We start from the raw sequence: 20170 nt of genomic DNA, 5'->3' as shown, positions 1-20170 counted from the left end.
CCCTATTCGGACGGATCGTCCACCGGCTGGTTGTCGAGCCAGCGGGCGTACTCGCGTGGAAACGCCTTCTTGAAACGCATCGCCTGCGCCAATGCTTCGTCATTCAGACCGAGCAGCATGGCGCTGTCGATCAGCTTGGTGATGACACGTGGCTCGGGCGAGAAGTGAAGAAGGTGTTGCGCCAACGCATGCACCTCGGCCGCGTTGGCGGCGCTGACCGGCGTCAGCATGAGCTTGGCGAACTTCACCTGGTTCGCGAACAACCAGGAGTCCCGGAGCTTGGCCAAGGTATCGTCGCGCCAGGCCGGGAGGCGCTCCTCGCGTGCAAGGTAGATCTGGCTGATGCGGGTGTAGTCCCAGGCGGCGTAGCCGACGGCCACCATCAGGACGCCCGCAGCAGCCAACGAAGGCCCTGCATTCCGCTTCAAGCGTGCTTTCTGCAATCCAGACCATAGAAAGCCCAGGCAGAGCCCGAAGACGAGTTGGAAGGGCCCGTACCAAAGCGGGTACTCGAGCAGGCTGTGCAAGACGATCGTGCCGAGCAGGCCCCACGCCATGAGCCGCGCCGGATCGGTCTCGCGCCAAGGCCGTGCGGCCAGCACCAGCCAGCCGAAGCCGCCGCAGATCAGCAGCGCTGCCGGAATCCCGAGCTCGACTGCGAGATGGAGCGGGAGGTTATGGGCGTTATCGAGGATCTCGACGAAGCGCGAACCGCCATAGAGCGTGCTGTAGTGCGCAAAGCTCAGCTCGCCCCAGCCCCAGCCTGTCCATGGACGCTGGGCGATAAGGTCGACGACGTTGCGCCAGAGCACCAAGCGGCTGTGCGCATCGGGCGCGCCTTCGCGCAGACGGCGCATCATGCTCTCGACCTCGGAATTGGCGAGCAGCGGCAGCAGCCAGGCGGCGGCGAAGTAAGCGGGGATCAGGGCCAGCAATAGCAAAGGGTGCGGCAACTTGTAGTCCGCGGCTTCCCCGTTCGAGCGATACCGTTCACGCCAGGCAAGAAAAGCGGCGGTGCCGCTGATCAGCAGAAACTGCAGCAGCCCGGTGCGCGAGGTGGAGGCGGCGGCTGCGAGGATCAGCACCAGCAGCCCGGCCGGCAGCAGCGCAACGCGTATGCGGCGGCCGCTTGCCGAATGCAGCCAGAGCGCGGCGATCAAGGCCATGCTGATCAACGTGGCGAACTGGTTGCGCTGGCGCAGGTTGCCATAGGCTTGGCCCAGATCAGGCGAGGTGGTCCAGGGAACCAGCGGCTCGGCGAGGCCGTAGTACTGAAGCAGGCCAAGGACGGCGCTGAGGAGGCCGGCCGGGAGCAGGCCCCAGGCCAGCGCCGAGGGCCGCGACGCCGAGGCGCGTGCCAGCCCGGCACCCACGCAGGCTGCCAGGCCGACGACCGCTACGGCGACAACCGCGGAGATATCGAGCGTCGGGTTGTCTGATCGCCTCATCAGGATCGACACACCGGCCAACGCCAACCAAAGCACCACGCCCCGCGCGGGCAGCGCTATAGGTCCTGCTAGCAGCAGCAATGCCGCACAGCTCCATGCCGCCAGTTGCTGCCAGACGTTGGCCGACGGACCGGCGGCAAATGGAAAAAGAAAAGGCAGCGCGATCAGCGCGGCAAGGGCGACGGTCGAGGTGACAACGGGTGCGGGCGCGTCCGCGCGAGCGGCAGCTGGCGTCATGCGCGGAATAGTACCTGCAGGAAAAAGTACACGAATCGCACGTTCAGAGTCGACGAACGGAAGCGGGTTGCTGACAAACGGGCAAGTCAAAAATCGTTGTATTGGTGACAATTTGTGACCATCGTAAACGTTGCGATCAAAGGTCATCACAGTGCAAAACGCTTTCCAGCCTCGTTGCCGCCAGCCAGGCTTCACGCTCATCGAAGTCATGATCGTGGTCGCCATCGTCGCAATACTTGCCGCGATCGCCCTGCCCAGTTACCGGGACTATGTGCTGCGCGGCCGGCTGGTCGACGCGCACAACGGCCTGGCCGCCATGCGGGCCGACATGGAGCGCTTCTACCAGGACAATCGCACCTACGACTCGGTCGGCACCACCTTCATTTCGCCCTGCGAGGTCGATGAAACCAAGCGCAAAGTTGGCACCTTCACGCTGTCTTGCGACGGCGACCCCACCGCCACTGCGTTCAAGCTGAAGGCGGAAGGCAGCGGCACGACCAGCGGCTTCACCTTCACCGTTGACCAGCAGAACAACCGTACCTCGACAGTCACTGGTGTATCGGGCTGGAGCGGCTGCACCAACGATTGGGTCAGCAAGAAGGGCGGCTGCTGATGCACGCTCGCCCGGCACGCAACCGACGCGCGACCGGCTTCACGCTGATCGAGCTGATGGTCACTATCTCCATCCTGGCGCTTCTGGCGATGCTGGCCATGCCGGCGTTCTCGACCTGGATTGCCAACAGCAAGGTGCGCACCATCGCCAACGCCTTGCAGGATGGCTTGCGCACTGCGCAGACCGAGGCCACGCGCCGCAGCCGCCAGGTTGTGTTTGCGCTGACGGACGACAGCAATCCCAGCGACGGCTACACCGCCAAGGCGAACGGCAAGTACTGGGCAATCAACACCATCACGCTGACGGACAGCGGCGAGACCGCAGCCTTCGTGGAGGCCGGCGTGCTCGCAGCGGCCGGCGCCAACGTCACCATCACCGGCCCGGTGGCGGTTTGCTTCAACTCCCTGGGCCGATTGGTGACCAATGCGTCCCCCGGCGTCACCAGCGCCAGTTGCACAGCCGGCGACTCCACCTATCTGGTGGAACTCGCCGGTGCCGACCGGCCGCTGCAGGTGCAGATCAAGCTCGGCGGCCAGGTGCGCATGTGCGACCCGGCCCGGACCCTTTCTGCCACTCAGCCTGATGGCTGCACCGCCTCATGAAATCCGCTCCTCGCAACCCCGCCGCGCACAGCCAGGCCGGTATCGCCTTGATCGAGGTACTCGTGTCGATTCTGCTGTTCTCGCTCGGCATCCTGGGCCTGATCGGGCTGCAGGCGCGCGCCATCAACTTCTCGGTCGATGCCGAGGATCGAAACCGCGCCGCGCTACTGGCCGACGAATTGGCCAGCACCATGTGGCTCAACAAGACAGTCGACCTGCCCAGTGCGGAAAAGGAAAAGTGGGAGGACAAGGTGGAAAGCGCCCTGCCCGGCGCCAGCGCGAGCGTGACCCCCAACGGCGGCACAGCCACCATCAGCATCAGCTGGCGCGCGCCTAGCCGCGCCGCCTCGGCGGCCGACAGCAGGCTCACGACCCAGGTGGTGCTGCCATGAAATCAACGCGCCCCTTCCGCCGCAATCCGCTGCAGCGGTCGCAACGCGGCCTGACCCTGGTGGAACTGCTGGTCGCCGTGGTCATCGGCCTGGTGGTCACGCTGGCCGTGACCAGCACCATAACCATTGGCGAGGCGCACAAGCGCACCACCACCTCGAACAACGACATCGGCCAGGCGGGCGCTTATTCGGCCAGCGTGATCGATCGCGCGCTGCGCAGCGCAGGCTCGGCTTTCACGCAGGCGTGGAGCGCAGGCGGAGTGTTCGGTTGCAAGCTCAGTGCCGATCGCGCCAACGCAGCAATTCTGCCGCGCACGGATGCCGATGGCGCCTTCAAGGCCCCTTTCGCCGGTTTCCTGGGTGATCTTGCCGGGCAGAAGGACCTGCGTGTGGCACCGGTCCTGATTGGCAAGGGCCAATCCAAGTCAGGCTCGGACGTGTTGATGGTCATGGGCAGCAACGGTGCGGCCGGCGACGTGGCACGCCCGAGCGTCGGCAACGCCGGCGGCGACCAACTCACGCTGAACACCACCATCGGCCTGCTGAAGAACGATCTGGTGCTCGTCAGCCAGAGCGGCAAGGCGGACTGTCGACTGGAGCAGGTTTCCTCGGCTGCGACCTTCGACGACAACTACACCGACAGACTCAGCCACGAGTTCGGTCGAGGCGGATTGCCCTTGGCTGGCGACTATCACAACGCTTCGAACACTACGGCACTCGTGAGCGTAGCGGACGGCTCGGGCTATCTCTCGGCACTGGGCAAGCCCGACAACATCCAGTTCCTGCTCTTCGGTGTGGGCGACAACCACACGCTCTTCAGCTATGACCTGCTGCGCACCGGGGGCACCGACGCGCCACAGCCGATCGCGGAAGGCGTCTACGGCCTCTACGCGCGCTACGGTCTGGACACCAATCTGGATGGCAAGCTCGACACCTGGGCCGCGCCCGACGCGACCGGCTGGGACGTCGCCACCGTGATGAAAACGCCCGCGACCGCACGCCAGATCGTGGCCGTGCGCGTTGCGCTGGTGATGCGCAGCACTCTCTACGAAAAGAGCAGCACCACCAACGTCAAGGTGGATGGGGAGGAGGACAAGAGCTTTGTCGCCCCATCAAAGCTCACCCTGTTCACCAGCCTGGACGCGACCTTCCAACAGGACGTGCCAGTCACCGACCGTCACTACCGCCACCGCGTCGTCGAATTCACCGTTCCGCTGCGCAACATGCTGTTGCTGCCAACCACATGACCAAGCAATCCCTTCCCAAGGCATCGCGCGAGCGCGGCGTGGTGCTGCTGTTCTGCCTGATCGTGCTGGTGGTGCTGCTGTCCGGCGGCGTCGCAGTGGTGCGATCGATGAACAGTTCCCTGTTCAGCGCCGGCAACCTCGCCTTCAAGCGCGACCTCGTCAATCGGGGCGAATTGGCAGCCTCGACGGTGCTGACGCAATTCAAGAGTGGTGCGCTGGCCGCGGTTGCCGACACGTACACCAACATGCCAGCCAGGAACTACAGCGCCGTGCAGTTGGTGGCCAATGACCGGGGCATTCCGCTGGTGCTGCTCAAAGCAGGTGCCACGCCTACCGGCAAGAACGTCGCTGGCGTCGATTTTTCGCCGACCGGTGCCGACATCAAGGACGACGCCGCTGGTGTCACCATCCGCTACGTGATCGACCGCCTGTGCAGCGCCACCGGCGAGCCCACCATCACCACCACCAACACGCCGCCCGTTTACTCCACAGCCAATGTCCACTGCGTCTCCGTTCCGTCCGACACCGACTTGATCGGCGGCGATGCGCGACGCGCCGGCAAGGACCTGGGCAACGCATTGGCGCTGGTCTATCGCCTGACAGTCCGCGTGAGCGGCCCGCGCGACACGCAGGTGTTCCTGCAATCGTCCTTTACCAATCCTCTCGAATAGCCGGGGCAACGAGCCATGAATCACCCTTTGTCGCCGCACCCGAGCCTGGGCCGCGCCGCGCGTGCCACCATCGTCTGCGCGGCCTTGCTCGGCATGCAGAATCCGATCCCTGCCGCCAGCCTGGCCGATCAACCCTGGGCAGCCACCGCCGACGTGCCCGGCAATCTGGCGCTGGCGCTCTCGGTCGAATGGCCCACGGCCTCGCGCACGGCCCACACGGCCGCCTATTCGAGCGCCAGTGAGTTCAAGGGCTACTTCGATCCCAACAAGTGCTACACCTATGTTTATGACGCCACCAGCAACGGCGTGACCAAGGCTGACAACAGCGCCACCGGCAACAAGAGCTACTTCCAGCCGGCCGGCACGGCCACCAGCCATACATGCACCGGCAGCAACGACAGCAAGTGGAGCGGCAACTTCCTGAACTGGGCTGCCACGGCCACCATCGACCCCTTTCGCTGGGCCATGACCGGTGGGCGCCGCGTAGTCGACACAACCACTGATACCATTCTTGAAAAAGGCTGGCATTCGGGCCAGGGCCTGTTTGACGACCGTGACCTGCCGGTGAGCGAGATCGCAGGCGCCACGCCCTTCACCGGCGCCAACCAGTTGACTATCAAGGTCAATGGCATGGGCTTCAAGATGCGCCTGACCGCCAACCCGCGCACGCTCAAAGGCGACTACTACAACAACACCGCGCTCAGCGGCAGCCCGACCCGCACCGTAGCGGCCGATTCAGCCGATCACAACTGGGGTTCGACCAAGCCGTTCTCGAACATCAACGCCGACAATTTCTCGGCGCGTTACACCGGCACCTTCGTCGCGCAAGAAACCGGAACCTACACCTTCCGCACCATCTCCGATGATGGCGTTCGCCTTTACATCAATGATGTGCTGCGGATCGACAACTGGACGAACCACTCTCCCACCATCAACGACGCAACGGTCACCCTGAACAAGGGCACCAGCTTCACCGTCAAGCTCGAATACTTCGACAGCGGAGCCGATGCCGTGATCCAGCTGCAATGGGCAACACCCTCGTCTCCCACGGTGTTCAGCTCTTTTGGCGGCACGGCCGGCAACGCGACGGCGGTCGACTACAACAACGAAACCGGCAGCGGCGTCTACGACCTCACGATGCGCACGAAGGTGTGCGACACCTCAGCCGGCGCCGGCGGAGTGGAATCCAATTGCAAGGCCTACGGCAGCAACTACAAGCCCGAGGGTTTGCTGCAGCAGTACGCGCAAAAGATGCGCTTCAGCGCCTTTGGCTACCTCAACCAGTCCACGGCCGCAGATGGCACAGGCAACGGCAACGCGCGCGACGGCGGCGTGTTGCGCGCGCAGCAGAAGTTTGTAGGCCCAAGCGAGCCGGTACCGCTGAAATCGGCGAAGACCAATACGGTAGGGGAGTGGAATGCTACTGACGGGACGCTTGTGCAGAACCCCGATCAAATCACCTCGGCGTTGGGCGTGACCATCGCGGATAGCGGTGTGATCAACTACCTCAACAAGTTCGGCCAATTGACACCCGGCAATTACAAGTCGCGCGATCCGGTCAGCGAGATGTACTACGCCGCTCTGCGCTACTTCCGCAATCTTGGCAATGTGCCTGAATGGACCAGCACTGCTGGCGCGTCCAACGAAACGATAAAGACCTGGGTGGATGGTTTCCCGGTCATTGCTTCCGATTGGAAAGATCCAATCCAGTACACCTGCCAACGCAACTTTGTCCTGGGCATCGGCGACATCTATACCCACGCCGACAGAAACGTACCCGGCAACAAGGCAAATCCAACCGACCTGGAGAACACCGCGCTGCCGCCAAAAGTGGCGGCGGACACGACGGTCGATGCCGTGAAGGCGACTGATAAGGTAGGTGCATTGCAAGGCCTCGGCGCCATCGGCACCAACAACACGGGTTGGGGCGGCCCGGGCCGTGGCAATTCCGCCTACATGGCCGGCTTGGCCTACGACGCCAACACCAAGGACATCCGTTCCGACGTGGACGGCAAACAGACCGTGCAGACCTATTGGGTCGACGTGCTGGAGCAGTCGTTTCAAAAGAACAACCAGTTCTACCTGACCGCCAAGTTCGGCGGCCTCAGCGTGCCCAGCGGCTTCGATCCTTACACCTTCGATCAAGCCATCCCGGACCTCTGGTGGTCCACCAGCGGCGATACGCTGACAGATACCCGTCTCGCCACAGACGCCACCCAGAAGAAGCCCGACAACTACTTCACCGCGGGCAATCCGGACGACATGATCACGGGCCTCAAGAAGGCCTTTGCAGCCATCGCCAACGCGATCGAAACCTTTACCACCTCGTTCTCGCCATCCACGTTCCAGCTCGCTTCCAGCGGCTCGGCTTCCTATGGCGCGCAGTTCAACGCCAAGTACTGGAGCGGTGTCGTCTCGGCCAGCGAATTGACCATTGCGGCCGACGGCACCCCCACCGTCACCGCCAAATGGACCACCAGCACCACCCTCGAATCGCAGCTCGCCGGCACCGGGTGGAATACGGATCGACGCGTCGTGACATGGAGCGGATCGGCAGGTATCCCGTTCCGCAAGGCCAGCCTCAGCACTACGCAGCTTGGAACCCTGGACACCAGCTATGTGAGTGGCGACGACAGCGAGAACTATCTCAACTGGCTGCGCGGCGACCGCAGCAACGAGCGCACCGAGACCACCACCACCAAGTCGTACCGGTTCCGCAAGGCACTGCTGGGCGATGTGGTCAACGCCAAGGTCACACCAGTGGCCGCGCCGTCACGCGCCTTCTCTGAAACGGTCAACGTCGGCTACAGCGACTTCAAGACCAAGTGGAAAGACCGTCCCACGATGGTCTATGTGGCAGCCAATGACGGCATGCTGCACGGCTTCAACGGCTCGCTCAATAGCAGCACCGATGCCAATGCCGGAAAGGAAGTGTTTGCCTACGTGCCGAGCGCCCTGTTCGCAAAGCCCAGCAGTTCGGACGCCGACGGCTTGCTGGCCCAGCTGGGCAACCCACTGTATTCGCACAGATACTACGTGGACACCACGCCGCTCGCCTTCGAGCTCGATTTCAACAATGCCGGCGGCGCCTTCAAGACCACCAAGGCGTCGGATTCCGACTGGCGCACCCTGCTGATTGGCGGGCTTGGCAAGGGCGGCAAGAGCTACTACGCCATCGATGTGACCGACCCGGCCTCCATGACCGACGAGGCCAAGGTGGCCGCCAAGGTGAAATGGGAGTTCACCGATTCGACCATGGGCTACAGCTACGGCGCGCCTCTGGTGGTCAAGACCAAGAAGTACGGCTGGGTCGCGATACTGACCTCGGGCTACAACAACAGCGACGGCTACGGCTACGTCTACTTCGTCAATCCCACGAATGGCGCTCTGCTCGAGAAGGTGCGTACCGGCAGTGCTTCGGACGGCCTGACGCAGGTCACCGGCTTCATGAAGGAATTCAGCGACGGTACCGTCGACGCCCTCTACGTGGGCGATCTCAACGGCCAGGTCTGGCGCTTTGACGTGACGGCGGCCAAGGACACCACTACCACTACCGCTTACCCCACTCCCCTACTGCTGGCAACGCTCAAGAGCGACGACGGCACCGCACAACCCATTACCACGCTGCCGTTGGTCGAGATTCAGCCGCTCACGCGCAAGCGCTTCGTGCTGGTGGGTACCGGGCGATTGCTCGACATCTCGGACGTGGAGTCGACCGCGCCGCAGAGCTTCTATGCCATCATGGACGGCGGCGTGAACACCTTCAACAGAGCAACCGACCTGCCGTCCAGCGCCTCGTTTCCTCTGACGCGCGCAATGCTGGACGAAGTCGATGACGTGACGAAGGGTATCTCTCTCTCCAATACTTCGATGGGCTGGTATATCGAACTGGGCGCCGATACGACCTCCGCCTGGCGGCTGGTGCCCAACAACCATCCCACGTACAGCCGCGGCATCGTGGCCTTCGCACCCTTCATGACAGCCGGCAATCCGTGCAGTCCCTCGGGTATCAGCCGAATCTATGCCATCGATATTGGGAATGGCAAGTCGACTCTGATAAACAGCAGCGATACCATCATTTCCTATGTCCAGACTACCTCGGCGGTCACCGACCTGGAGTTCGTCAAGGTGGGCAACAAGGTGCGGCTGGTAGCCGGCGATGCGACCGGCGGGGTGTCAAATCAACGCTTCACGCCGCCGCCGAGCCAATCGCTGCGGTTGCTCAATTGGCGTGAAGTGCCGACGGTGGATTGAAGTGGTGGGAGGCGCTGGGCAGTGCGCGATCAGCAAGGGCGTCGTGCGCCTCCACAGGACGCTTTCGGGCGCTGGGCGGTAAGCGCACTGACCCCTTCGTGACGATGGCCCGTCGCTGATGATAAGGCAGCAACTCTGCGGCGCGACTGATCGACTGCGTGCGTTGCTCGCGCCCGCGCGCACGTCCTTCAAGTACGCGGGCGATCTCAGGCAGGTTGCAAATGAAGAGAGCTCCACAAGCCTGCACGCACGTCGCTCGGACAAGAAGACAAGAATCGCATTGGTCGATCATCACGGTGATGGCCAGCGCGGCTGGCCGGTGAGATTTAACGCTTTACCCTGAAGGCGGTGTTCAGCGCGGGGCTTCGCCCAGCAGCTTCTTGAGCTTGGCGCTCTCCTCCTTCAGATCACGCAGTCGCTTGGCATCGGGCACCCCATGCCGCGGCACTGTGCGCGCATTCATAGAAAGTGGGAAAGTGGTGTCGCTGAAACCGCCCTTGCGACACCGCTCCTTCACAGGCAGGCAAGCCTCCAAGTTGATGGACTCTGGTACACGGGGCAAGTCAGGCGCTCGTCAATCTCGGACCTGCCAGGTGGCCGGCCGTGCATCATGCCCGCACGACATTTGGCATTGGATCCAAGTACACGCCACGGGTGTCGACGATCAACTTCGCATTCGCCTGGATCATTGGGTAGTCGAACGCGTCGTGATTCGTAGCGATCAGCACCACGTCGTACGACGCGACCGACTTCGGCGTCAGCTCGATGCTCGCCAAGTCGAAATGATGCTCACGCATCTTCGGGAAGACCGGCACCCAAGGATCGGCATACGACACCATGGCGCCCTTGGCCTGGAGGAGCTCCATCAATACAACTGCCGGTGACTCCCGCATATCGTCGACATTCTTCTTGTAGGCAATACCCAGCACCAACACGTTGCTGCCCTTCACCGACCTTTCGCCGTTGTTGAGTGCCTCCGCTATCTTTTGCATCACCCAGTGCGGCATGTCGCTGTTGATCTGCCCCGCCAACTCGATAAACCGCGTGTTCAAACCGTATGCGCGCGCCTTCCAGGTCAGGTAGAACGGATCAACCGGAATGCAGTGGCCGCCCAGCCCCGGCCCGGGGTAATACGGCACGAAACCGAACGGCTTGGTTGCCGCGGCGCGAATCACCTCGTAGATGTCGATCCCCATCCGATCAGCGATGATCTTCATCTCGTTTACTAGTCCGATGTTGACCGCACGGTGAATGTTCTCGAGCAGCTTGGTCATCTCCGCCGCCTGCGTGGAACTTACTGGCACTACCGTATCGATCACTGTTTTATACAGCGCAACGCCTGCGTTCAGGCAAGCCGGTGTGCAGCCGCCGACGACTTTCGGAATGGTTTGGGTGGTGAACTTCGAATTGCCAGGATCCTCACGCTCGGGCGAGAAGACCAAGTATATGTCCTCCCCAACCTCGAAGCCGCGCGACTCGATTCGAGGCTTGAGTTCTTCCTCTGTTGTTCCAGGGTACGTCGTGCTTTCAAGCGAGATGAGTTGGCCGCGACGGATGTGGGGCAACAAGGCTTCGATTGTGCCGATGACGAAACGCAGATCGGGTTCCCGATATTGATCGAGTGGCGTCGGCACACAGATGATCAGCGCGTCCACTTCAGCGGCACGGGAAAAGTCCGAAGTTGCCGACAACCCTTGCTGGCGGCCACGTTCAACCGCCGCATCGCCGATGTGTTTGATATAGCTTCGGCCTTGATCGATAGCATGTACTTTTTCTTCGTCGATATCAAATCCGAGGACCGGCAGTCCGACTTCGGCGAAACGCAAAGCGAGGGGGAGGCCGACGTAGCCCAGGCCGATAATTCCGACTCGAATGGTGTTTGCGATCACTAGCATCTCCAGGTTATCTCGAAGCCTACCTCAGAGCTCCCTCGCCGCTTCGAGTAAATTCCCCCCGAGTTTCGTCGACTGCAATCCACGGGAAAGGCCGCCCCTTAGTTCTGGCGAAAACGGAATGCAGCAGCGGCATCGCGGTAGATTTGGATATAGAGAGCCGCTGCACGTGCGGCGCCGAAGTGATGGTCGGCACGTTCACGGCCTGCTCGCCCCATGGATTGAGCTTGCTCCGGCCTTTCTATCAGTTCTTTGCACGCTGTTGCCACACCCGCCAGATCGCCACACGGTCTCAGAATGCCCGTCACGCCATCTGTTACCACGTCTTTCAATCCAGTTACGTTGAATGCGACAACCGGCCGGCCGCATGCCATCGCTTCGAGGGCGGTGTAGCCGAAGCCCTCATGACGGCTTAAACAAACAGTGACATCACAGTCCTGATAGAGCTTCACCAAGTCAGACTCGCGAAGACGAGACCAGACCTTGACATTGGACCCGAGCGCCTCCAAGCCGGCGGTTTGCCCTCGCCGGCCGGCCACCACGTGCAACTCGATTGCTGGGTCCAGGCACTGTCGAAAAGCCGGAAGGAGATCGCCCCCCTTGCGCAGTGACATGTTTCCGACCCATAGGACTCTGGGCGGTCTGACAGTAGGCGTGTAGGAAGGACGAAACACATTGGCATCAAGCCAGTAGTCAACTACTTCGATCTTCTTTTCTAGCCCAAAGCTCTCCTCGACCTCGGCAGCGGCTGACGCGCTGCCACAAAGCACTGCGTCCGCTCTCCGGAAGGAGAGGGCCTCAAAACGACCGATCCAGTGATCGTGATAAAGCGCCTGAAAAGGCCCTTTCCAAGCGGGGTAGCCACGCCCACGAACGCAGTGGTGCACCGTGACGATTAAGGGGCGGCCCCTTCCGGAGAATGCAAACGCGTTCCAACTGTTGGCGTGAATGATGTCAATGCCTTTCGGCATTGGCGCGGCTCGGAGCAGCCACGGCAACAATTCGCAGCGCAGCGGAAACCAAGTGACAATTGGTTCGCAGCCCACTTCAGAGAGCAACGCTGCCAATCGCTCCACGAAGACATCGCTACCGCTACTTGAACGAATGCTCGGAAGCCACACTTTCATAAACGATTCGGCTCCCGCGACAGGCGCCTAAACGTTGCTGCCATAACCTCCGCAGCATCCCGCCAAGAGCTTCCGGCGAACGGCGTCGGTTCCGGCATGGCGAGGGCATCGAGCATGCCCTGGGCAACACTGGCCGCATCCGGTCGGGTGAAGACCCCGGAAGGCCCCGCAGCCTCGCGCAATTCAGGAATGTCAGTGGCGACCACACGCGTTCCGAACGACGCAGCCTCTGCTGCAGGCATGCCAAATCCCTCATAGTGAGATGGCTGAACTAGGATGTCGGCATGCGCGAACAATGCCGCCATGTGCTGATCAGGGACGTAGCCCACTTCACGAAGCCAGTCAGGATAGGCGCCATGCAACGCTTCTAGTTTCCGCCCCCAGCCTGCAGCGCCAGCCAGGACGAGAACGTGCCGTGGAAGAAGGCCGCGCGCCTTGAGCGCTGCAAACGCGACAACGAGACTGTTGAGGTTCTTCCGCGGCTCGCGTGTTGCGACCGACAAGACGTATGGCTCTACAAAAGGACGTCTTCCGAGCGAACTCGTATCCATGCCTGACCATCTGGAGCTAGGTAACGCCACGCCGTCTGCGCAACGACCTACAAGATCGCGCAGGCGTGCCGCGGTACCTTGGGAGATCGCGATCACCTGCGCTGCACTTCGAACATCGTCGGCGAACCAACGGCGGTAGGCAAAACGGTTGACCGGCGCCATTGTTTCCGGAACCAGCAGATGATTCAGGTCATAGACCGTGGCAACGGTCTGGATATCCAACGAAGGAGCCAGAGTTCCCGCTGCCCAGAACGCGTTGAGACCATCATCGCGGGCCAATGCACCGAGGCGCATCTTTACCCATACGAGCCCAGGCAATCGACGCCACAGAGGATGCGAGTCGACAACGACCCGCCAACGTGCGGAGGGCCAGTCCAGCGCCATCGGGCGACGCGTGTACAACAGCCAATCGGCCTCGGGCAGCAGATCATGCAAACAGAGCAGGATTTCGCGTACATACCGTCCGATACCGGTGATATGGCCGGTAAGACAACGCGCGTCGACACCGATCCGCATCCGTCACCCGCCCGTTCTGTTGGGCTTGGGGATTTCAACGAGTTTGCAATCGAGGGGGCGAGCGACGAAGTCTCGCACCGAAGCGGCATTGAACATGAGCAGGTGTCTGAGGGTTTCCCAGTTGTTCCAGTACTCGTGTTCGATATTTCTCAGCGGATCGATATTCGTCGTGCCCGTGGCAAGTGAGGGGCGCTGGTCACTTCCGCAGCCGGGACGCTTGGTGACGCGCTCTAGCCAAGCGTCCGGTATGTTGACAGGCGGAGAGAAGAGGGTTCTATTCATCTGAACGTCCATAGGATCTGACTAGGTTGTTCGCTGCTCTTGGACTGAGCGGAGTCTGAGCATAGCGAAGCCGATGACCGTCAAGGTCATCGTTATGTGCGTGCCATACGTTGCGAGCACCGCACCACGCCAGCCGTGTTGTGAAACCAGAGTGATCCCCAGCAAGACGCTGGTCCCTGCGCCCACCAATTCGACCACGCCGACAAGTTTCTCGTGCCCCGATGTGGCCATGATGCTCCGGACTATCATCCAGCACGCCGTCGTGAGGGGCAGCAACGCAAGCCAGCGAGCTATGAGACCCACTCCTTGAAACTGCTCACCGAAAATCATCGGAAGAACTGGAGCGAGCACGTATGCCAGGACGCATGCCAACAACGCCATGCCGAGCAATACCAGCCATCTGCGCCAAAGCATCTTCAACGAAGTCGCCACACCTCCTTGTCCATGACGGAATAGCGCGCGCGTACTCCACTCGATCAATCCGTTGATAGGCAGAAGCATTACATCCATCATCCGGTAGGCCAACGAGTACTCGCCCGCTGTTCCGAACGTCGCCAACTTGGCAATGATGGTCTTATCAGCGTCCGCATGAATGCGCGTAGACGCCGCCGCGATAGAGAAGCCCAGCCCGGCGAAGAAGCCTCTCGAGTACGCCTCCTCGGTTCGGTTGCGCTTTCCTCTTGCGCCCATGGCCAAACCCACAACCAAACCGGCCATGGCCGCACCGCTAAGAAAACTCAGAACGCTCCAAGACTCGATGTTGACGGAACCAAACGTCATCACAAGCGATGCAAGCAGCAACATCCTCGCCAACGGCAACGCGCACATCACCAGCGCCATACGCAGGTAGCGCTCACGCCCCTGATACGAACGCACCAATAGATCGCAAGCAGGCAACCCGAGGAGATCGCCCATGACCAGCAGCAGCAGCGACAACCAGCCCACCTCCTCGCGAACGACAAGCCATGCCACAAGCACTGTCAACGTCAAGAGGACTGGCTGCGTCTTCCATATGCTCGCGTGATGGGCAACGAAACTGCCGCGCCACGCATCGGGAGCAATTGCGGTATCTCGGAGATGAAGGGCCGACGCCCCGAGACCTGCTAAGACGGAGAAAAGACCCGCGATGCTGCCAATGACAATGTACGCGCCATAGTCGGTTCTTCCGAGGAGACGAGCAAGAAGGATGGTGAGCGCCGCCTGAAATGCCGCGCGAAAACCCATCCCTGCAATAACCGTCACATAGCCGGAGCGTAGGCCATGCAAAGTCTTCTGTGCGCCACGTAGGTCCGTCGCGGTCTGTCCCTCATTCGATCCAAAGATCTCGGGCATAGCAGTGTGGCTTGAGGGAATTAAAACGAATCGCGGCAACTCTGGGTGCGACTCAAATCTATTTTCTACACAACCAATTGAGAGCCATTTGAACCGCAAATTTTTCTTAGCAACTTAGAGTATCCGGCCGCAACTACAGGCCAAGATAGTTGCCGATTCAATCTGATGCGGGCCTTAGTCACCGAATCAAGGGCTGACTTCGGATTTTCCATAACGGCGACTACTGCGTTTGCTAATGCTGCAGCGTCTAGCGGAGATATCACTTTGCCCTCACCGTCAGTGATTACGTCTTTTACGGCGGGAACATCACCCACAATCACCGGGCAGTGACATCCGATTGCCTCACCAACCACCAAACCCAAACCCTCGACATCGCCATTACTTGCGCGCACAAAGGGCGCAACCAACACTGCAGCTTGCCGATAAAGTGCAGGAAGGTCAGCTTGTCGCACGGGGCCAACAAAATGCACAACCTGGTTGAGCCCCATCCGACCAGCTTGTTCGCGCAACGACGCTTCTTCAGGTCCGAATCCCGCAATCTTCAAGCGCACCGATGGTCTAGCTGCGCAGATTGCGGGCATCGCATCGAGCAGATAATTTAGACCTTTTTTTTCTACCAATCGGCCGACGAATAAAATTTCATCCAAGGATCGCTCTGTCGCAGGATGAGGAGTAAATCGACTCTCAAAATCAATGCCCATTGGCTGCACGGTTATTTTATTCACCTCGACTTCGAGACGAGCCATATCCGATTGCATGGCACCACTTACTACAGTAATGGCATTGGCTCGTTTCGCAACAAAGCGTTTTAGCAAACTCATCAGGCGTCCTCGCAATGCATACAAATCCGCGCCATGAGAAGTCACAATAAACGGGATTTTTTTTGCAAACAGGCGACATACCAATGCAGCGATCAATCCCTGAGGAATCAACCAATGGGCATGAATTGCGTCAATGCGATGAAGCCGGGCGAGTCGTGCTGCCACGAAGAGTTGAAATAAGAAAAAACTGGGGAGCAACATTGCCATCAATGGCTTTCGCCGAAGGTTATTTACAATGCCACCATTGTTGACTAAAACCTCCCATTTTTCAGGCGCATAGCGATAGCGCACCACTTCAACCCCGTCGAGCATTTCCGTCGCCGATGCTCCAGTTGCATGAGGGCAAAGCACAATAATTCGATGCTCGAGTGATAAGCGTTTGCAGAGTTCATGAATGAAACCTGGCTCCGGATCTCCAGCCCAGCGAGGATAAGTCGACGCCAAGACCAATATAGTGAGACGACTCACGTCAGCAGGAGCTGCACACATCGTTGAACTCATTATTTGATCTTCAAATTTCATTCTAGCTGGCATCCCGCTCATTCGCTCCCGAACCTCCATACATCAACGCAGTGATCTGCTCGGAAATGAGCCCAATCAAAAAAACAATTACCGCCGCACTAAACAGCAGCACACTCATGTTAGTGAATCGATGTTGAGTGAAGAATGTATAGGCATAGTAACCAAGCCCTAACAAAAAAAATGCAAGGCCGATTGGAGCAAAGAGCTTGAGCGGCGAATAAAGCGTACCGATCTTGAAAATAATTAGCAAAAACCGCGTCCCGTCACGCCATAGTCGAATATGGCTCGTGGTTCCGGCGAGTCTAGGCTTTACCTCAATAGGTTCATAGGCTACGGCGTAGCCTGCTCTGAAGAATGCCATGGTGCTGGTTGTCGGATAAGAGAACCCGTTTGGCAAAAGATGGAGAAATTCAAGGAACCGTTTTCGCCGTACGACTCGGAATCCTGACGTGAGATCTTTCACCGGATGATTGACCATCCAAGATGCCAAGCGGTTGTAGAACGCATTAGCAAGGCCGCGATGGCGGCTGGCTTGCCCCTCTGAATTTCGCGCGCCGACGACCATCTCATAGCCCTCACGCAGGCGTGTGAGAAGGCGCGCGACATCCTGCGCCCGATGTTGGTCATCACCATCCATGAACACGATCCAATCCCGCGTCGCCGCGCGCGCGCCGGCCTTAATCGCAGCGCCATTGCCGGCACCGTAGGGGCGACGCACGACGCGCGCGCCGTGCCTCTGCGCAACGCTCACCGTGTCATCAATTGAACCGTCATCTGAAATAATGATCTCAGCCCCCGGGAGCAATTCGCAGAGGTCGGGAAGGAGGCGAGCCAATCCCTCAGCTTCATTGCGAGCCGGAATCACAATGCTAAGCTCACGTGCGACCGGCATCTTCTCATGATCGATTTGCGCAGCACAATCAGCATCTACATTCGACTGCCCCCCCGTTAAAGTGGTCTCTGCCTTTTCAATTGATTTCATATCTTGCCGCTTTATTGGTTTGCCAGCGCGTGGCGCATGGCGCTCCGCTCTTCGTCGATACGACGGCGATACACTCCTTTGCGATCCATCGATTGGGCCACATCCAGTTCAACAAGTCCATCAGCAAATTTTCCTAGGAATGCCAATGCCTGCGCATACATGATCCTGCTGGATGCTTCGTCGTTCATGGCAATGGCCGCTGAAATCAAGGCCGCGCCTCGCGGCAAATCGCCGTACTTGTTGATGTAGTATTGAGCAAGTATCTTGGTGACTTCCGCTTTTTGGTCCCGGGGGATCAGCGGATTATCGAGAGCGGCCTTGAAAATACTCAATGCCTGATCATCCGGCAGGCGGCACGTTTTTTCGATCTGGCACGCCATGAATGAATTGAGGGCTCCGGTGTTTGTATTGTAGTACGGCAGGTCTCTGAAGCGCGAAATGACTGAGTTCAGAAGACTCGGATCTGGCTCCAGTCCGCGAAAATATGCCAGATGTACACGCGCGAGAAACGGGAGAACGGTTGGCAAATAGGACTGCGTGGATCGGACGAGAGCCTCGTCCGCAAGTGCGCCAAAACGGTCATCACCTGTATTCTGGAATAGAACCATGTAATTTCTGGCCAGTTCATAGTTGGCACGAGGAGACGACGGTCGGTTTTCAGCCTCATTGGCAGCCCAATCCACTACATTCGACCATTGAAGCGAGCGATTGTAGGTGACGAAGGCCAACAAGCCGAGATACAACGTCAAAAGAACCATCGCGAGACGTCTTTTATCAATTGCTCGGATTTCCTGGAAACCAATCGAAACAAGCAAAAAGAGTCCGAACATTGCAAAGTAATTTCGATGTTCATGCACCAACTCGAGCGGAAAAATGGTCGACTCAAGAGAGTGTGCGATGAGAAACCAACCCCAAGCAAAAAGCAGCAATGGCAGACGGCGCCTGAGGACTACTGCTACTGCGCTGATCAGCGCCAACCCCCATATTGAAAATGCCGTAGTTAGCGGATCCCAAAATGAGCGCGATATTGTGAAATCGTCGTGGTACAACGAGAGCCCTGACGCCCTTGGCAAAAATATCATCTGTAAGTAATAAAACAGGACACGGGATTCGGTAAACACCCTTTCCTTCAAATCGAAATCTCTATTGGCGAATGCCGCAGGCGCCAACATCGTCGGGAGCTTAAAAATTAGAACGGCTGCACCAGCCAGCAGGAGCGCCCCCGAAATTAGTCGCTTTGCCCGCACGCCGTACAAAACTAACGGCCTATCGCGATAGCGAAAACGAAACGCGAAGTACTCGACCCAGATCAGCAGAACCACAAAAAGCAGTCCGCTTTCTTTGGTAAGGACGGACGCGGCAAGCAAGGCTAAGACGATTGGTACGCGCCCCAGCAGGGCGAGGTACGGGCGGCGACCCACTGGGCCTCTTGTTGTTGCAATTCGGTAGCGGCAGAAGATGAGCAACGCGGCGAACCCGAAGCACGCAGACAGGCTGGTCATGCGCTGTACGACGTATAGCACAGCTGTCAAATTTAGCGGATGGAGTCCCCAGATGCTGGCGACCACCCAGCCTGACCAAGCGTTGGGGTTCTGAATTGAGGTAGTCCGAGTCGATTTTTGCTCAAATGCATCGCACAAGGTTTGCGCAAGAGCGCCCACCAAGAGCACATTAACCAAGTGGATGAGCAAATTGATCAGCTTAAAATAATACGGATCGGTGCCTCCGAAGTACAGGTTCAAGGCGAAAGTAACAAGCGCGATCGGCCTTCCCAGCGGCCCAGCATCGCCTGACCAAGCAGCGGACCACAGCCCGTCCCATTGGAGGGAGTGCAGTCGCAGGCTGGAGTTCTGCAAAATGTTGACGTCGTCATCAAAGGCATATCCCCCTTTTAGCCCTGGCGCGTAGCAGGCTGCGACCGTGAGCAGGAGCAGCCCCCACTTCCACCATGTCGCATTCGAAAGTCCAACGGCCCAGGGGAGTCGGATCGTTAGGGTAGGTCTCATCGAGGGGCAGTTCGCAGAAATGAAAAAAAAGGCACATGATGTGCCTTTTTTTGGGAGCTGTTGACTATTGACTCAACGGCATTCCGACGGCAGGTACTTCGATGCCATCGCGCTCGCACCAGGCTTGCACGTCCACTTGACGCTGCCAGCATTGGCGCTCGACGGCGTCAGCGTGACGTTCTTACCGGAGTCGACCAACGTGTTGTAAGTAATGGTGATCACGCCATTGGCGCCGACCGCGACGCTGGTCACGGCATTGCCCTTGATCGAGGCAGAACTCGGCAGACCAGCAGAGGCGTTGCTGGTCGGCCACGCACCCTTAGACGCGAAATACTCGCCCACGCCAGCCTTAGCAGCAGAAGCCAGGCCTAGACCCTCCGAAACGCGAGCGCGCTTCGTGTAGTCCTGATACGCCGGCAGCGCCACAGCAGCCAAGATACCGATGATCGCCACAACGATCATCAGTTCGATAAGGGTGAAACCCTTTTGCACATTGCGTGCGATGGAACGACGGTTCATTCAAAAACTCCGGTTGATTGAAGGGGCCCGAGGAAAGCCCCCGGTGCGTTGAACCTCCGCAGCATCTGTGCCACCCCGGCTGGGCGCCTCTGAAGCAAACCTTGGTGTGCATTTGTTCACGCTGCAGTTACAAGAGGTGACACAACCCGTTGCATA

16 protein-coding genes are annotated in these 20170 nt (G+C 59.5%); 7 read left to right on the top strand and 9 right to left on the bottom strand.

Annotated elements, in window-relative coordinates:
• Positions 1-2 precede the first annotated feature (2 nt).
• Positions 3-1910, bottom strand: a complete 1908-nt coding sequence (locus AC3A6B_RS03665; protein WP_487835402.1) for a PglL family O-oligosaccharyltransferase — start codon at positions 1908-1910, stop codon at positions 3-5.
• On the opposite strand from AC3A6B_RS03665, the gene AC3A6B_RS03660 reads away from it, so the two are divergent.
• From AC3A6B_RS03660 to AC3A6B_RS03635, 6 genes are read left to right on the top strand one after another with little or no spacing between them, the layout of a single operon-like run.
• The gene (locus AC3A6B_RS03660) at positions 1894-2298 is read left to right on the top strand and encodes a type IV pilin protein (RefSeq protein WP_487835401.1); all 405 of its coding nucleotides are present in this window, start codon (positions 1894-1896) and stop codon (positions 2296-2298) included. The genes AC3A6B_RS03665 and AC3A6B_RS03660 overlap by 17 nt on opposite strands.
• Positions 2298-2900: a GspH/FimT family pseudopilin gene (locus AC3A6B_RS03655; protein WP_487835400.1), complete on the top strand. Its 603-nt coding sequence runs from the start codon at positions 2298-2300 to the stop codon at positions 2898-2900. Before AC3A6B_RS03660 ends, AC3A6B_RS03655 begins: the two co-directional genes overlap by 1 nt.
• Entirely contained in the window at positions 2897-3292 is a 396-nt protein-coding gene (gene pilV, locus AC3A6B_RS03650; RefSeq protein ID WP_487835399.1) for a type IV pilus modification protein PilV, read from the top strand. Before AC3A6B_RS03655 ends, pilV begins: the two co-directional genes overlap by 4 nt.
• Positions 3289-4539 carry a PilW family protein gene (locus AC3A6B_RS03645; RefSeq protein WP_487835398.1) on the top strand — a complete coding sequence of 417 codons (1251 nt, stop codon included), beginning with the start codon at positions 3289-3291 and terminating at the stop codon, positions 4537-4539. The genes pilV and AC3A6B_RS03645 overlap by 4 nt, the downstream gene beginning before the upstream one ends.
• The gene (locus tag AC3A6B_RS03640) at positions 4536-5210 is read left to right on the top strand and encodes a hypothetical protein (RefSeq protein ID WP_487835397.1); all 675 of its coding nucleotides are present in this window, start codon (positions 4536-4538) and stop codon (positions 5208-5210) included. The genes AC3A6B_RS03645 and AC3A6B_RS03640 overlap by 4 nt, the downstream gene beginning before the upstream one ends.
• A 15-nt stretch (positions 5211-5225) precedes the next feature.
• Positions 5226-9464 carry a PilC/PilY family type IV pilus protein gene (locus AC3A6B_RS03635; RefSeq protein ID WP_487835396.1) on the top strand — a complete coding sequence of 1413 codons (4239 nt, stop codon included), beginning with the start codon at positions 5226-5228 and terminating at the stop codon, positions 9462-9464.
• A 608-nt stretch (positions 9465-10072) separates the two neighbouring features.
• Here the strand turns inward: AC3A6B_RS03635 and AC3A6B_RS03630 are convergent.
• From AC3A6B_RS03630 to AC3A6B_RS03620, 3 genes are all read right to left on the bottom strand, one after another.
• Positions 10073-11353: a nucleotide sugar dehydrogenase gene (locus AC3A6B_RS03630; RefSeq protein ID WP_487835395.1), complete on the bottom strand. Its 1281-nt coding sequence runs from the start codon at positions 11351-11353 to the stop codon at positions 10073-10075.
• Between the two features lie 104 nt (positions 11354-11457).
• Positions 11458-12483 carry a glycosyltransferase family 4 protein gene (locus AC3A6B_RS03625; protein WP_487835394.1) on the bottom strand — a complete coding sequence of 342 codons (1026 nt, stop codon included), beginning with the start codon at positions 12481-12483 and terminating at the stop codon, positions 11458-11460.
• Positions 12480-13469 (bottom strand): glycosyltransferase family 4 protein, encoded by a 990-nt coding sequence (locus tag AC3A6B_RS03620; protein ID WP_487835393.1) that lies wholly within the window; start codon positions 13467-13469, stop codon positions 12480-12482. Before AC3A6B_RS03620 ends, AC3A6B_RS03625 begins: the two co-directional genes overlap by 4 nt.
• Here AC3A6B_RS03620 and AC3A6B_RS03615 point away from each other — a divergent pair.
• Positions 13464-13736 carry a hypothetical protein gene (locus AC3A6B_RS03615; RefSeq protein ID WP_487835392.1) on the top strand — a complete coding sequence of 91 codons (273 nt, stop codon included), beginning with the start codon at positions 13464-13466 and terminating at the stop codon, positions 13734-13736. The genes AC3A6B_RS03620 and AC3A6B_RS03615 overlap by 6 nt on opposite strands.
• A 117-nt stretch (positions 13737-13853) precedes the next feature.
• Here AC3A6B_RS03615 and AC3A6B_RS03610 read toward each other — a convergent pair whose 3' ends face one another.
• The 5 genes from AC3A6B_RS03610 to AC3A6B_RS03590 all read right to left on the bottom strand — a co-directional run bounded on the left by AC3A6B_RS03610 (position 13854) and on the right by AC3A6B_RS03590 (position 20014).
• Positions 13854-15164, bottom strand: coding sequence for a lipopolysaccharide biosynthesis protein (locus tag AC3A6B_RS03610; RefSeq protein ID WP_487835391.1), 1311 nt, complete (start codon positions 15162-15164; stop codon positions 13854-13856).
• A gap of 65 nt (positions 15165-15229) precedes the next feature.
• Entirely contained in the window at positions 15230-16507 is a 1278-nt protein-coding gene (locus AC3A6B_RS03605) for a glycosyltransferase (RefSeq protein WP_487835390.1), read from the bottom strand.
• A gap of 1 nt (position 16508) precedes the next feature.
• Positions 16509-17489 (bottom strand): glycosyltransferase family 2 protein, encoded by a 981-nt coding sequence (locus tag AC3A6B_RS03600; protein ID WP_487835389.1) that lies wholly within the window; start codon positions 17487-17489, stop codon positions 16509-16511.
• A gap of 11 nt (positions 17490-17500) precedes the next feature.
• Entirely contained in the window at positions 17501-19495 is a 1995-nt protein-coding gene (locus tag AC3A6B_RS03595) for a hypothetical protein (protein ID WP_487835388.1), read from the bottom strand.
• A 72-nt stretch (positions 19496-19567) separates the two neighbouring features.
• Positions 19568-20014: a pilin gene (locus tag AC3A6B_RS03590; RefSeq protein ID WP_487835387.1), complete on the bottom strand. Its 447-nt coding sequence runs from the start codon at positions 20012-20014 to the stop codon at positions 19568-19570.
• Positions 20015-20170 lie beyond the last annotated feature (156 nt).

The sequence above is a fragment of the Variovorax sp. Soil_C_33 genome (assembly GCF_057656935.1).
Note: the sequence above shows the minus strand (reverse complement) of the source record. Positions and strands in the feature narration are given on the sequence as shown.

Bases quoted from the DNA above. Each gene is read 5' to 3' on its own strand.
- AC3A6B_RS03660 (WP_487835401.1), top strand. From the start codon at position 1,894: ATGATCGTGGTCGCCATCGTCGCAATACTTGCCGCGATCGCCCTGCCC.
- AC3A6B_RS03665 (WP_487835402.1), bottom strand. From the start codon at position 1,910: ATGGCGACCACGATCATGACTTCGATGAGCGTGAAGCCTGGCTGGCGG.
- AC3A6B_RS03655 (WP_487835400.1), top strand. From the start codon at position 2,298: ATGCACGCTCGCCCGGCACGCAACCGACGCGCGACCGGCTTCACGCTG.
- pilV (WP_487835399.1), top strand. From the start codon at position 2,897: ATGAAATCCGCTCCTCGCAACCCCGCCGCGCACAGCCAGGCCGGTATC.
- AC3A6B_RS03645 (WP_487835398.1), top strand. From the start codon at position 3,289: ATGAAATCAACGCGCCCCTTCCGCCGCAATCCGCTGCAGCGGTCGCAA.
- AC3A6B_RS03640 (WP_487835397.1), top strand. From the start codon at position 4,536: ATGACCAAGCAATCCCTTCCCAAGGCATCGCGCGAGCGCGGCGTGGTG.
- AC3A6B_RS03635 (WP_487835396.1), top strand. From the start codon at position 5,226: ATGAATCACCCTTTGTCGCCGCACCCGAGCCTGGGCCGCGCCGCGCGT.
- AC3A6B_RS03625 (WP_487835394.1), bottom strand. From the start codon at position 12,483: ATGAAAGTGTGGCTTCCGAGCATTCGTTCAAGTAGCGGTAGCGATGTC.
- AC3A6B_RS03615 (WP_487835392.1), top strand. From the start codon at position 13,464: ATGCAAACAGAGCAGGATTTCGCGTACATACCGTCCGATACCGGTGAT.
- AC3A6B_RS03610 (WP_487835391.1), bottom strand. From the start codon at position 15,164: ATGCCCGAGATCTTTGGATCGAATGAGGGACAGACCGCGACGGACCTA.
- AC3A6B_RS03605 (WP_487835390.1), bottom strand. From the start codon at position 16,507: ATGAAATTTGAAGATCAAATAATGAGTTCAACGATGTGTGCAGCTCCT.
- AC3A6B_RS03600 (WP_487835389.1), bottom strand. From the start codon at position 17,489: ATGAAATCAATTGAAAAGGCAGAGACCACTTTAACGGGGGGGCAGTCG.
- AC3A6B_RS03595 (WP_487835388.1), bottom strand. From the start codon at position 19,495: ATGAGACCTACCCTAACGATCCGACTCCCCTGGGCCGTTGGACTTTCG.
- AC3A6B_RS03590 (WP_487835387.1), bottom strand. From the start codon at position 20,014: ATGAACCGTCGTTCCATCGCACGCAATGTGCAAAAGGGTTTCACCCTT.